At 69.4% G+C, this 12,919-nt stretch carries 14 protein-coding genes; 4 read left to right on the forward strand and 10 right to left on the reverse strand.

Annotated elements, in window-relative coordinates; translation table 11 throughout:
• The first annotated feature begins 128 nt into the window (after positions 1 to 128).
• Together OF380_RS03285 and OF380_RS03290 are read left to right on the forward strand one after the other, a co-directional pair.
• Positions 129 to 2,426 carry an FdhF/YdeP family oxidoreductase gene (locus tag OF380_RS03285; RefSeq protein ID WP_264049360.1) on the forward strand — a complete coding sequence of 766 codons (2,298 nt, stop codon included), beginning with the start codon at positions 129 to 131 and terminating at the stop codon, positions 2,424 to 2,426.
• A complete protein-coding gene (locus OF380_RS03290; RefSeq protein ID WP_264049361.1) occupies positions 2,423 to 2,728 on the forward strand; it encodes a Rha family transcriptional regulator in 306 nt (101 codons plus the stop codon). Before OF380_RS03285 ends, OF380_RS03290 begins: the two co-directional genes overlap by 4 nt.
• A gap of 181 nt (positions 2,729 to 2,909) precedes the next feature.
• On the opposite strand, the gene OF380_RS03295 is transcribed toward OF380_RS03290, so the two are convergent.
• Entirely contained in the window at positions 2,910 to 4,016 is a 1,107-nt protein-coding gene (locus OF380_RS03295; RefSeq protein ID WP_264049362.1) for an alkene reductase, read from the reverse strand.
• Between the two features lie 106 nt (positions 4,017 to 4,122).
• Complete coding sequence (locus OF380_RS03300; RefSeq protein WP_264049363.1) at positions 4,123 to 5,007, reverse strand: HpcH/HpaI aldolase/citrate lyase family protein; 885 nt, start codon at positions 5,005 to 5,007, stop codon at positions 4,123 to 4,125.
• A 229-nt stretch (positions 5,008 to 5,236) separates the two neighbouring features.
• Here OF380_RS03300 and OF380_RS03305 point away from each other — a divergent pair, with 229 nt between their 5' ends.
• On the forward strand, positions 5,237 to 5,569 hold the full coding sequence (locus OF380_RS03305; protein ID WP_264049365.1) for a DUF167 domain-containing protein: 333 nt from the start codon (positions 5,237 to 5,239) through the stop codon (positions 5,567 to 5,569).
• Between the two features lie 19 nt (positions 5,570 to 5,588).
• On the opposite strand, the gene OF380_RS03310 is transcribed toward OF380_RS03305, so the two are convergent.
• From OF380_RS03310 to OF380_RS03345, 8 genes are all read right to left on the reverse strand, one after another.
• Positions 5,589 to 5,942 carry a hypothetical protein gene (locus OF380_RS03310; protein ID WP_264049366.1) on the reverse strand — a complete coding sequence of 118 codons (354 nt, stop codon included), beginning with the start codon at positions 5,940 to 5,942 and terminating at the stop codon, positions 5,589 to 5,591.
• A gap of 43 nt (positions 5,943 to 5,985) precedes the next feature.
• Positions 5,986 to 6,357 carry a tRNA-binding protein gene (locus OF380_RS03315; RefSeq protein ID WP_264049367.1) on the reverse strand — a complete coding sequence of 124 codons (372 nt, stop codon included), beginning with the start codon at positions 6,355 to 6,357 and terminating at the stop codon, positions 5,986 to 5,988.
• Between the two features lie 7 nt (positions 6,358 to 6,364).
• The gene (locus OF380_RS03320) at positions 6,365 to 7,189 is read right to left on the reverse strand and encodes an FTR1 family iron permease (protein WP_264049368.1); all 825 of its coding nucleotides are present in this window, start codon (positions 7,187 to 7,189) and stop codon (positions 6,365 to 6,367) included.
• A 37-nt stretch (positions 7,190 to 7,226) separates the two neighbouring features.
• Positions 7,227 to 8,663 (reverse strand): 4Fe-4S binding protein, encoded by a 1,437-nt coding sequence (locus OF380_RS03325; protein ID WP_264049369.1) that lies wholly within the window; start codon positions 8,661 to 8,663, stop codon positions 7,227 to 7,229.
• A gap of 22 nt (positions 8,664 to 8,685) precedes the next feature.
• Positions 8,686 to 9,030, reverse strand: a complete 345-nt coding sequence (locus OF380_RS03330; protein ID WP_264049371.1) for a cupredoxin domain-containing protein — start codon at positions 9,028 to 9,030, stop codon at positions 8,686 to 8,688.
• Between the two features lie 4 nt (positions 9,031 to 9,034).
• Positions 9,035 to 9,592: an iron transporter gene (locus OF380_RS03335; protein ID WP_264049372.1), complete on the reverse strand. Its 558-nt coding sequence runs from the start codon at positions 9,590 to 9,592 to the stop codon at positions 9,035 to 9,037.
• A gap of 194 nt (positions 9,593 to 9,786) precedes the next feature.
• On the reverse strand, positions 9,787 to 11,157 hold the full coding sequence (locus tag OF380_RS03340; protein WP_264049373.1) for an MATE family efflux transporter: 1,371 nt from the start codon (positions 11,155 to 11,157) through the stop codon (positions 9,787 to 9,789).
• 31 nt (positions 11,158 to 11,188) lie between these two features.
• Positions 11,189 to 11,623 carry a DUF971 domain-containing protein gene (locus tag OF380_RS03345; RefSeq protein WP_318784662.1) on the reverse strand — a complete coding sequence of 145 codons (435 nt, stop codon included), beginning with the start codon at positions 11,621 to 11,623 and terminating at the stop codon, positions 11,189 to 11,191.
• Between the two features lie 214 nt (positions 11,624 to 11,837).
• Between OF380_RS03345 and moaA the strand changes: the two genes are divergently transcribed.
• On the forward strand, positions 11,838 to 12,875 hold the full coding sequence (gene moaA, locus OF380_RS03350) for a GTP 3',8-cyclase MoaA (protein ID WP_264049375.1): 1,038 nt from the start codon (positions 11,838 to 11,840) through the stop codon (positions 12,873 to 12,875).
• Positions 12,876 to 12,919: the final 44 nt, after the last annotated feature.

A 12,919-nucleotide genomic window follows, 5' to 3' on the forward strand; every position in this document is an offset into this window, starting at 1 on the left:
GGACGCATGGCACGCTTAAGCGCATGACTGGTCTGCGTTTTCGCGAGATTGAGCGCGCCCCGGCGCACTGCGATATCGAGGCAAGCTCCCCAGCCTCATCCTCATCCATGCCTCTGCCAGGACCCTCTATGGATCATCCGGTCGCGACCCCGAAGCGTTCGTCCGCCGCCGGCGGCTGGGGCGCGCTGAAAAGCTGCGGCAAGCATCTCCTGGGGAGCCGTGCGCCGCTCTCGGGCGCGCGCGCCATGCTGAAGGCCAACCAGCCCGACGGCTTCGATTGTCCGGGCTGCGCCTGGGGGGATCCGGAGCACGGTTCCTCCTTCGAATTCTGCGAGAACGGCGTGAAGGCGGTCTCCTGGGAAGCCACCGACAAGCGGACGCCCCCAAAATTCTTCGCCAAGCACACCGTCACCGAGTTGCGTGGCTGGACCGACTACGCCCTGGAGGGCGAGGGCCGCCTGACGCACCCGATGCGTTATGACTCCGCCAGCGACCGCTACGTCGCCACCACCTGGGACGCCGCCTTCGCGGAGATCGGCGCCACCCTGCGCGGCCTCGGCTCGCCGGATCAGGCCGAGTTCTACACCTCCGGCCGCGCCTCCAACGAGGCGGCCTACCTCTACCAGCTCTTCGCCCGTCACTACGGCACCAACAACTTCCCCGATTGCTCCAACATGTGCCACGAGGCCAGCGGCATCGCCCTTCAGGCGGCCATCGGCGTTGGCAAGGGCACCGTGCTGCTGGAGGATTTCGAGAAGGCGGATGCGATCTTCGTGGTGGGGCAGAACCCCGGCACCAATCATCCCCGCATGCTCGGCGACCTGCGCCGCGCCGCCCAGCGGGGGGCCAAGGTCGTGGTGTTCAACCCCGTGCGCGAGCGCGGGCTCGAGCGCTTCGCCGACCCGCAGAACACCGTCGAGATGCTGCGCGGGTCCAGCGCCCCCGTGGCGAGCCACTACTACCAGCCGCGCCTCGGCGGCGACATGGCGGCCTTCCGGGGCATCGCCAAGGCGGTGTTCGCGGCCGACGACGCCGCCCTCGCGGCGGGCAAGCCGTCGCTGCTCGACCGCGCCTTCCTGCGCAACCACACCGCCGATCATGAGGCCTACCGCGCCGCCGTGGACGCGACGACCTGGGAGGCGATCGAGGACCAGTCCGGCCTGACCCGCGACGACATCACGGTCGCCGCCGAGGTCTATCTCGCCGCCGATAAGGTGATCTGCACCTGGGCCATGGGCGTGACCCAGCACCGGCACTCGGTGGCGACCGTGCGCGAACTCGCCAACGTGATGCTCCTGCGTGGCCATGTCGGCCGCCCGGGCACCGGCCTCTGCCCCGTACGCGGCCATTCCAACGTGCAGGGCGACCGCACGGTGGGCATCAACGAGAAGCCGCCGGCCGCGCTCCTCGACGCCCTGGAGCGTGAATTCGGCTTCGCTGCGCCGCGCAGGCACGGCCACAACGTGCTCGGCGCGATCGGCGCCATGCTCGACGGCTCGTCGAAGGCGTTCATCGGTCTTGGCGGCAACTTCGCCCGTGCCACCCCGGACACCACCTTGGTGGCCAAGGCCCTGGCCTCCTGCGCGTTGACCGTCCACATCGCGACGAAGCTCAATCACTCGCATCTCGTGCCCGGCCGGGTCGCCTATCTGCTGCCCTGCCTCGGCCGCACGGAGATCGACCGGAATTCGAAGGGCAAGACCCAGATCGTCACGGTCGAAGATTCCATGAGCATGGTCCACGGCTCGGGCGGCATCAACAAGCCGGCCTCATCCGAGCTGCGCTCCGAGATCGGCATCATCGCCGGAATGGCGGCGGCCACCGTCGGCTCCGAGCGGGTCGACTGGGCAGCGCTCGCCGACGATTACGACCGCATCCGCGACCTCGTCGAACGCACCATCCCGGGCTTCACCGGCTACAACCTGCGCGTCCGGCGCCCGCGCGGCTTCATGCTGCGCAACCTCGCCGCCGAGCGCAACTTCGAGACCCCGACCGGCCGGGCCAACTTCTCCGCCGGCCCGCTCCCGGAGGCGACGGAGCACCAGCAGGCGAAGCGCGGGGCGGACACCTTCGTGCTCCAGACCTTCCGCAGCCACGACCAGTACAACACCACGATCTACGGCCTCGACGACCGCTACCGCGGCGTCTACGGCGAGCGCCGCGTCGTTTTCGCCCATCCGGACGATCTCGCCGAAATCCGCGCGCGGACCGGCGACCGGGTCGACATCGTCGGCATCCACGCGGACGGCGTCACCCGCGTGGCCGAGGATTTCCGCCTCGTGCCCTTCGACATGCCGCGCGGGTCGCTGGCCGGGTACTATCCCGAACTCAACGTGCTGGTGCCGCTCTCGACCTTCGGCGAGGGCAGCGACACACCGACCTCCAAATCGGTGCTGGTGTCCCTGCGCGCACCGCTCGCCGCGTGAGCGAACCACCAGTAGACGCCGAGACGTTCCTCGCGGTCACCGACTCGGTGGCGGCCCTCCAGCCGGGCCTCTCGACCCTGGAGGCGGGCATCCTGGCCGCCCTGCACCTCGGGCTGGCCACCGACAGCCGCAGCTTCGCCCGGGTGTTCGGGATCGAGCATGCGCTGGTGCTGCGGGCGGTCGAGACGCTCGCGAGCGATGCCGGACTGCTTGCCCTGACGGAGCGGAACGCCCGCACGCAGCGCACCCGCTACGCCGTCAGCGCGGCCGGGGATGCGATGATGGCCCACCTGCACGGGTGATCGGGTTCGATCGCAACCCGGCTCTCCTCCCCCTAGCAGGGAGGAGTTGGAGGTGGGGGTGCGGGCGCGAGGGCCGTCGACCCTGCTCGGGTGCCGACACCCCCATCCCTTGCCCCTCCCCGCAAGGGGGCGGGGCAAGCGCCCTACGTGAACCTCCGCGGTGCGCGGGCTGCCTGTCACCTCAGCGCTTGATCGCCACCGGCCCGTTCATGCCCGGCCAGTCCGAGTAGCCGTTGGAGCCGCCACCGTACCAGTATGGCTTCGGGGCCTCGGCCAGGGGCGCCCCGGTCTCCAGGCGTTGCACCAGGTCGGGGTTGGCGATGTAGGGCCGGCCGAAGCTGAACAGGTCGGCGCGCCCTGCCGCGAGGTCCTTCTCGGCCAGCTCCAGGGTGTACTGGTTGTTGCCGATATAGGCGCCCGCAAAGCGCTCCCGGATCTTTCCGAAATCGACCGAGTCCGGTACGTCGCGGGTCTGCTGGGTCACACCCTCGATCGTGTGGACGTAGAGCAGGCCGAAGGCGTTCAGGGCCTCCACGTAGGCGCCGAAGGTGGCCTTCGGGTCGCTGTCGAGGGGCGTCTTGCCGGGCTCGGTGGTGGCCGGCGACAACCGGATGCCGACGCGGTGACCGCCGCCCCAGACCTCGGTCACCGCCTTCACCACGGCGAGCGGGAAGCGCAGGCGGTTCTCGATGGAGCCGCCGTACTGATCGGTGCGCTGGTTGGTGGAATCGCGCACGAACTGCTCGAGCAGGTAATTGTTCGCCGAGTGGATCTCGACGCCGTCGAAGCCGGCGCGCTTGGCGTTCTCGGCGGCGCGCCGATAATCCTCGACGATGCGGGGGATCTCGTCGGTCTCCAGGGCGCGCGGCGTCACGTGCGGCTGCATGCCGGATTCGGTGAAGGCCGTGCCCTCGGGCTTGAGCGCGGAGGGCGCCACCGGCAGCTGCCCGTCCGGCTGCACGTCGGGATGCGAGATCCGGCCCGTGTGCCAGAGTTGCAGGAAGATCAGGCCGTCATTGGCGTGGACCGCGGCGGTGACGGGTTTCCACGCCTCGACCTGCGCCTCGCTCCAGATACCCGGCGTGTAGGCATAGCCCACGGCCTGGGGCGAGATGTTGGTGGCCTCGCTGATGATGAGGCCGGCATTGGCGCGCTGGGCATAGTAATCCACCGCGAAGTCCGGCGGCACGCCCTCGGTCGAGGAGCGGCTGCGGGTAAGCGGCGCCATCACGACGCGGTTCTTCAGCGTGAGATCGCCCAGGGTGAAGGGCTCGAGGATCGGGCTCATGCGGTCGGCTGTGTCCTGGAGGGGGCGGGCGCGCGTCGGCGCCGGGCTTCTGCCGGGACAAGCAACGGCGCCGGGCGGTGTTCCGCACCCGGCACCGGACGCGGTGCTAGTAGCCCTTCGAGGCGATCGCCTCGCGCCAGTTGACGGCCCGACGCGCCATGCTGATGTGCTGGCGCTCGTACATGCGACCCTCGATCTTGATCGCGCCGCGCTTGGCGTTCTCCGGCTGGTCGAAGGCCTCGATGACGAGGCGGGCGCGGCGGACCTCCTCGTCGGAGGGCGCGAAGCAGGTGTTGGCGGGCTCCAACTGATTGGGGTGGATCAGGGTCTTGCCATCGAAGCCGAGGTCGCGGGCCTGCTGGCACTCGGCCCGGCACCCGTCCACGTCGGCGATGTCGTTCCAGACGCCGTCGAGGATGGTCAGCCCCTCGGCGCGGGCGGCGGCGAGCGTGAACATCATCCAGGGCAGCATCGGCACCCGGCCGGGGACGAGCTGCGCCCAGGTGTCCTTGGCCAGATCGTTGGTGCCGAGCACGAAGCAGGTCAGGCGGGTGCGCCGGTCGCGCCGGGCCTTGGCGATCTCCTGGATGTTGAGGATCGCCGCCGGCGTCTCGATCATCGCCCACACCGCGATGCTCTCGTGAGCGTCGAGGGCTTCGAGGTGGTTGGCGATGCTTTCCAGCACGGCCGGCGAGGATACCTTCGGCATCAGGATCGCGTCGGGTCGCGCCTCGATGGCAGCCTTCAGGTCGGCCTCGCCCCAGGGGGTCTGGGGGGCATTGACGCGGATGATGATCTCGCGCTCACCGTAGCCGCCGCCCTTCACGGCGGCGCAGACCTGCTCGCGCGCGACCTCCTTGGCGTCGGGCGCCACAGCATCCTCAAGGTCGAGGATCAGCGAATCGGCGGACAGCGTCTTCGCCTTGTCGAGGGCTCTCTGGTTGGAACCGGGCATATAGAGCACGCTGCGGCGCAGGCGGAGGTCGGACATCGCGAATTCCCGTGTTGTGCCCTGAAGCTTAGTGCAACGCCGCGATCGAGGCACCCCGATCCACTCGGAATGCTGTGGCATTCCAGCAAATCTGTTGCGCCGCACGCAGGGCCGACGGCACGAAGACCCAAGGAGCATCCATGCCGGAGCCACGCACCTTCGATACCGGGGCTCACAGGCCGAGCCGTTGGGCGGACGAATGCGGGATACGGTCCACCGGGATCGAAGCGTGAGGTCCCTGCCCTATCAGATCGTTCCCGAGGGCGTGCGGCTGGCCCTGCGGCTCACGCCTCGGGCGAACCGGAACGGGCTCGACGGCTTGGTGGCAGATGCGGAGGGCCGGGTCGCCCTGCAGGTTCGGGTCGCCGCTCCGCCGGTGGAGGGAGCCGCCAACGCGGCGCTGGTCGCCTATCTGGCCGACAACCTCGGCCTCCGTCGCTCGGAGATTCGGATCGTATCTGGGGGGACCGGGCGCCGGAAGATGGTGCTCCTGTCCGGCGACGGTGCGGCGATCGCGGATCGTCTGGGGACCTGGATCGGGGACGCCCCGATCCGCCGCTGACGCCGGACACGCGGTCCGATCAGTGCCGCAGCGGCGCCGTCACGCTGAAGATCACCGTATAATCCGGATCCGTGACGACCGGGTCCCCCTCGGAGACCTGATAGCTGCCGGGGGACGCGGGTTCGATCGCCTCCAGGATCGGCGGCACCACGAACGGCTCCCCGGACTCGCCGCGCTGGAGCGTGATCCCCGCCTCCCGGTCCACCGCCGTGACGCGACCGAAGACCTGCTCGCGCCGGACGAGCGTGCCGTCGTGTTCGAGATAGGTGACGCCGACGAGGAGCGTCGCGCCGATCAGCTGGCTCGCGAAATCCCCGTCCCAGGCCAAGCCGGAGGCGTCGTCGCCGGATTCGTCGCTGTCGAGGTCGGACATGGATCCTGCCATCGCAAAGAACCGCGCCGTCGGCAAGCCGGCCTCAGAACAGGCGGCTGCCGTCCGGCACCGGCTGGTCGGGCCGGAACAGCACCACCGCACCGGCCGCGTCGGCGAAGCCCAGGGTGAGGACCTCGGACAGGAACTTGCCGATCTGGCGGGGCGGAAAGTTCACCACGGCGGCGACCTGCCGGCCGGGCAGGTTCTCGGCCCGGTAATGCTCGGTGATCTGCGCGCTGGAGCGCTTCGTACCGATCACCGGCCCGAAATCGATGACGAGCTTCAGAGCAGGCTTGCGCGCCTGCGGGAACGGCTCGGCCGAAACGATGGTGCCGACGCGGATATCCACCGCCAGGAAGGCATCGAAGTCGATGGTCGGGCCTGCGGGGGCGTCGGCGGCGTGGGTCACGTGCATGGCGCCCTCAGGCCGTGCGCAGCCGCCGGCTCTTGCCCGCCGACGACCATTGCATCAGCCCGACCATGACCAGGATGGTGGCGAGATAGACGAGCACCTGCAGGGCGCTCGGGCGGTCCGTGTAGCCGACGAGCGCGTGGAGCACGCGCCCGACGAGGCTGTCCTCGCGCAGGATCGCGGAGGTGTTCCAGAGGGGCCGGTCGAGGACGGTGATCAGGCCCGCATTGGTGAGGAACTGCGCGGCCTGCGCGGCCAGCCCGGCGGCGAGCAGGATGATGAGCGCGCTGGTCACCGAGAAGACGTAACGGGTCGGGATCGCCGCGAGGCCGAAATAGCTCACCGAGGACATCGCCGCGCCGACCGCGACACCGGCGAGCGCCCCGAACTGGATGTCCGGCCCGGAGGTGCCCGAGGCCACGAGACCATAGAGGAACAGCACGAGCTCGGCGCCCTCGCGCAGGATCGCCGCACCGACCACGAGGGCGAGCCCGGCAGCGGTGCTCCGGCCGGTGCGCACCGCCTCGCCCGCCGCGCGCAGTTCGCCCGCCATCTCGCGGCCGTGCTTGGCCATCCAGGTGTTGTGCCAGATCAGCATCAGCACCGCGACGATGAGCACGGCGGCGTTGAGGATTTCCTGGCCCGCGCCTTCGAAGGCGTCGGAGATCGCCTCGGCGAACAGTGCGACCAGGGCCGCGCCGGCCAGACCCCCGACGATGCCGAGGGCGATCCAGCGGCCGCGCCCGGCGATGCCCCGCGTGGCCGCGAGCACGATGCCGACGATCAGGCCCGCCTCGATGACCTCGCGAAAGGCGATGACGAAGGCTCCGATCATGCGGAGAATCCTTTCTCGGTTCGTAGGGCCGGCCGCCCTACCAGATCCAGAACAGCAGCGCCCAGCCGAAGACCGAGAGGGCACAGGCGGCGGCGATGCCGAGGGTCGCGCCGGCCCGGCGCCAGCCCCGCGCGTAGAGTCCCGCCACCGACCAGGCGAGCCAGACGCTCCACAGGCTGGTGCCGAGGAGGAGCGCGGCGCGGGTCTCGGGAACGTATGGGATGTGGATGCCGTCGCCGCGCAGGAACGTGACGGTGAGCGCCGACAGGCCGAGGAAGACGCCGCAACCCGCCACGGGGATCAGCGTCTGGGTGAGGTGATGGAAGCGGTCCTTCGAACAGGCGCCGAGCGCCAGGGTGGCGGCCCCCACCAGCGCGGAGAGCGAGAGGCCGAGCACGATCGCGGTGGCGGCGATGTAGGCGAGCAGGAGGCCGCCATCGAGGACGCTGAGCACGTCGTTGTGCTCGGGGTAATTGGTCAGGATGAACCAGGGCAGCGTGGTCTCGAGGGGCCAGGTGACGCCGCGCTCGATCAGCCAGGTCGCCAGCACCTGCTTGACGTCGATGAACCACGGGCTCGACGACCATTGGAAGGCGCCCACCGCCAGGCCCATCATGCCGAACAGGATGAGCACTGTCTGGTCGAGGCTCGGCTCCGCGCCGGCCACATGCACGATCTCGTGGGTGGGGGAGCGCCGGGCGAGGCGCACGGCGCCGCGATAGCCCGAGCAGCGCCCGCACATGTGGCAGGCCCCGGCGCCGTTCATGGTCTTGACCGGAACCAGCGGCGCGCAGTTGAAGGTTTCGCCTTTCGGCTTCGGCGAGGTCGCCCAGGCGGCGTGATCGACCTGGAAGCTCACCGGGGCGAGCTTGGCCAGCACCGCGAAGACCCCGTTGACGGGGCAGAGATAGCGGCACCAGACCCGCTTGTTGCGGCCGTAGAGCAGCCCGACGACGATCGCCGCCACGGTGGAGCCGCCGAGCACCGCGAGCACCGGCTTGGGATAGCCGTACACGCTGACCATCTGGCCGTAGACCGTGGTGCCGGCGAAGGCCACGAAGGGCCAGCCGCCCCAGGTGATCCAGCGCGGCACGGCCCGGCCGAGGCTCCAGCGGCTGGCGAATTCGGTGAGCGCCCCTTCGGGACAGAGCACGCCGCACCAGGCCCGGCCGACCACCACCATGCTGACCAGCACGAAGGGCCACCAGATGCCCCAGAAGGCGAATTGGGCGAAGACGGTCAGATCGTTCCACAGGTGCGCGCTGCGCCCGGGCAGGGGCAGGAAGGCCGGCACCGCGACCAGCACGAGGTAGACGGCCACCACGCCCCACTGGATGGTGCGGATGGTGCCGCCATGGCGCTGGAGCCATTGCCCGAAATCGGCGAGCTTCGCGTCGATCCAGGCATCCCGCCCGGAATCATCCCGACCAGGATCGCGGCCGTCGCGCGGTATGATGGAGGTCGAGACCGCCATGGGGTGCTGCTTCGCCAGATCTCTACTTCGCGACCAGGGTGGCCTTGGAATTCGGGTGGAAGTCGTCGAACACGTCGTAGGTGCCGGGGTCGACCGTGCGGAACACGATGGACGAGGTCGCGCCGGCCGCCAGGGCCTTCTCGCGCTTCAGCTCCACGCTCTCGAACTCCACCGGACTCGTGCCCGTATTGGTGATCTCGAGCTTGAAGCGGGTGTTGGCCGGGACTTCGATGACGTTCGGGGTGATGGTCCCGTCCTTCATCTCGACCTTGATCACCGGCAAGTCCTGGGCGCGGGCAGGCGCCCCGATCGCGACGAGGCCGGCCGCGAGGGCCGCGGCGGACAGGTAGAGGCGAGCGCTGGCCATGGGCTCAGTAGGCCCCCTTCTTGCCGATGCCCGCGAAGGTGAAGTCCTGGATCACGTCGAAGGGCTTGAACCATTCGGCGACGCCGGTCTCCTTGTCGACGTGGCGGCCGAAATGCCCGTGGGCGCCGGGGGGCGCGACCGTAAGTTTCAGGCGGTAGCGCCCGGGACCCGACAGCTTGACGTTGTCCCCGTAATGCGGCCCGTCATTGGCCACCATCGGCATCAGCCCGCCGGAGACCTTCGGTCCGGTGGCGGCCTCGCCCTCCAGCTTGGTGATCTCGAAGCTGACCGACAGGGCCGGCACCCAGTCGCCTTCGGCGAAGCCGTTGCGATTCTCCTTGGTGGCCCGGATATCGGCCTCCAAGTGGATGTCGGACTGCGCGGCGGCGCGCATCATGTCCGGCGGGTCCATCTCGATCGGCTGCAGGTAGACGGCGGCGATCTCCAGCCCGCCCTGGATCGTCGGCGGACCGATCGGCGTCTCCTTCGCCTGCGCGACGCCGGAGAGGGCGCTGCCGGCGAGTAGGGTGGCGAGGGCGAGGGAGGAGAGAATCTTGCGCATCGTGGCTAGCGCGTAGACCACCCGCCAAGACAAGCAAAGAGGCTTTTTCGTCACGTTTCTAGATCGGAACCATTCCAAACTATAACGTTACTGTGGAAAAATAATATTCGGATCGATTTCCAGCACGCCTGCTTGCCCGTGGACAGTCACGCCGGCCGCCGCAGGGGCGTCGATCCCGGATCGGCAAGTTCGCATCAGGTGGCCGTGGCGCCGGACGCCTCAGCAGGGGCGATCGAGCGGGCAGACCCGAAGGTCCGTCGCGTCAGGCCGGGATAAGCCAGTGCCTGACTGAGCCCGCGTCCCGCCAGCAGGATCAGGAACGAGAGCCAGAGGCCGCCATTGCCGAGGCCGAGTTCGTGAACGGCGAGCAGGGCCGCTCCGTAGAGCGCGCTCGCGGCGATCATCAGGTTGCGCATCGCCCGCGTCCAGGTGGCGCCGATATAGATCCCGTCGAAGGCGAAGGGCAAAGCCGCCATCAGCGGGGCCAGGGCCGCCGGCAGGAGATAGAGCCGCGCCATGGCCCGCACCTCGGGGCTGGTGGTGACGGCGTCGATGAAAGCGTGCCCGACGATGAGGAAGCCGCCCGCGATGGCGCCCCCGAAGGCCAGGCACCAGAGCAGGCTGAGGCGCGCGGCACGCCGGAAGCCCGCCTCGTTCCGGGCGCCCACCGCCTGCCCGCACAGGGTTTCGGCGGCGGTGGCGAAGCCGTCGAGGAAGAAGCCGCCGATCATAAAGAGATTCCACAGGACGGCATTGGCCGCGAGCACCACGTCGCCGGAGCGCGCGCCGAGCGCCGAGAACAGGGTGATGCAGCCCACCAGCAGCAGGGTCCGGATCATGACGTCGGCATTCACGCTGAGCATCCGCGCGAGTGCCAGCGGATCGCGCACCACCCGGAACGGCACCGCGAAGGGCCGGGACCCGAGGCGCGCGAGCAGGACGAGGCCCAGCCCCGCGCCGACCGCCTCGGCGATCAGGGTAGCGAGCCCTGCGCCCGCGACGCTCATGTCCGCCCCGAGGACGAAGACCAGGGTCAAGACGATGTTGGTGAGGTTGATGGCGACCTGCAGGATCAGCCCGAGATCGGTCCGCCCTCGGCCCAGCACCGAGCCGAGGATGGCGTAGTTCGCCAGGGTGAAGGGCGCGGCGAAGATGCGGATGTGAAAATAAGCTGCCAGCGCCGCGATCACGGCGGGGCTCGCTCCGCTCAGGCTGAAGGCGGCGCGGCCGATCGGCCCCTGCAGCAGCACGATCACCAGCCCGACGACGACGGCCGCCGCGAGGGCGCGGGCGAGCGTCCGGTCGACTTCCGCCGCATCCCGCGCGCCCACCGCCTGCGCGGTGAGCCCGGCGGTGGCCATGCGCAGCGACCCGAACGACCAGAAGATCGCGTCGAAGATCACCGCGCCGAGCGCCATGGCCCCGAGGAGGGCCGCATCCCCCAGCCGGCCGATCACGGCGGCGCCGACGAAGCCGAGCAGCGGCGTCGTGACGTTGGCGAGGGTCATCGGCAGCGCGAGCGCGAGGACGCGACGGCTGGTGGCCGGTTGGTTGGAGGGCGTCATACGGCGGACTTTCGGCGGGCGGGCGATCCGGTCAGTGGCAGCCGCAACCGCTGCCGCAGCTTCCACCGCCCTCGCTCGGGGTGGCGGCGGGCTTCGCGGCTCGGCGCATCGGGTCGCGGCTCAGGCCCCTCTCCTCCAGCTCGGACAGGTAGGTCGCCCAGCGGTTCCGGTACTCCCGCCCGAGGTCGTAGAGATAGGTCCAGCCGAACAGGCCGGTATCGTGCATGTCGTCGAAGGTCAGCTTGACCGCGTAGTTGCCGATCGGCTCGACCTTGAGGATCGCCACGTCGCGCTTGCCGCCCACGACCTTGCGCTCGGACGGCGAATGCCCCTGCACCTCGGCCGAGGGGCTCGACACCCGCAGGTACTCCGCCGGCAGGGCGAAGCGCCCGCCATCCTCGAAGGCGACGTTGAGACTACGCTTGTCGCCCGAAAGCCGGATCTCGGTGGGCCAGCGCTCGGGCACCGCGTGCGGATCGACAGCCTGTCCGCTCATGTCAGAGTCCTCGTTCAAGACGTCGGGTTTGCGGGATACCGGAGTTGCAGGATACCGGATTGCATGGGGCCGCGACCTCTGCAAACTTGCCCCTGGCTGCACGAGACCTCATATGACGTCCATGCTAGGTTCGTCATCCGACCGCGCCAACGTTTCATCACCCCAACAGAGCACAGAATCCCGCATGTGGGGTCCCCGCGCCACCGACGACGCCGCTCCGGTCGCACCTGCGCCGCTGATCGACCCGTTCCAGCGGGCGATTACCTACCTGCGCATCTCCGTGACCGACCGTTGCGACCTGCGTTGCGTCTACTGCATGTCCGACGACATGCAGTTCCTGCCAAAGCGCGACCTGCTGTCCCTGGAAGAACTCGACCGGCTCTGCGCCGTCTTCATCCAGCGCGGGGTACGGAAACTGCGCATCACCGGCGGCGAGCCGCTGGTGCGGCGGGACATCATGCACCTGTTCCGGCGCCTGTCCCGACACCTCGATACGGGTGCCCTGGAAGAGCTGACGATGACCACGAACGGCACGCAGCTCGGCCGCTTCGCCCCGGAGCTGGCCGCCCTCGGCGTGCGTCGCGTCAACGTCTCCCTCGACACCCTCGACCCGGACAAGTTCCGCGCGGTGACCCGCCGTGGTGATCTGAAGGTCGTGCTCGACGGTATCGAGACGGCGCGGAAAGCCGGCATCAAGGTCAAGATCAACGCGGTGGCGCTCAAGGGCGTCAACGAGGACGAGATCGCCGATATGATCGCCTGGGCCCATGGCGACGGCATGGACATGACGCTGATCGAAGTGATGCCGCTCGGCGAGATCGAGGGCGACCGCACCGACCAGTTCCTGCCGCTATCCGTGGCACGGGCCCGGCTCGAGCAGCGCTACACCATGACCCCCCTGCCCGATCGCACCGGTGGCCCGGCCCGATACGTGCGCATCGCCGAGACCGGCGGGCGTCTCGGCTTCATCACGCCGCTGACCCACAATTTCTGCGAAAGCTGCAACCGGGTGCGCCTGACCTGTACGGGCAAGCTCTACATGTGCCTCGGCCAGGAGGACGCCGCCGATCTGCGCGCGGCCTTGCGCGCCTCGCCCGACGACGCTCTGGTGACCCAGGCGGTGATCGACGCCATCGCGCGCAAGCCCAAGGGCCATGACTTCGTCATCGAACGGGCGCGTCCGGCGGCCGTTCCGCGCCACATGAGCGTCACCGGCGGATAAGTCTTCCCGGTGGTTTGACCGTCGCAAGTATCGCCCCTAGACCC

This window comes from Methylobacterium sp. FF17 (genome assembly GCF_025813715.1).
GTDB classification, from domain to species: domain Bacteria; phylum Pseudomonadota; class Alphaproteobacteria; order Rhizobiales; family Beijerinckiaceae; genus Methylobacterium; species Methylobacterium flocculans.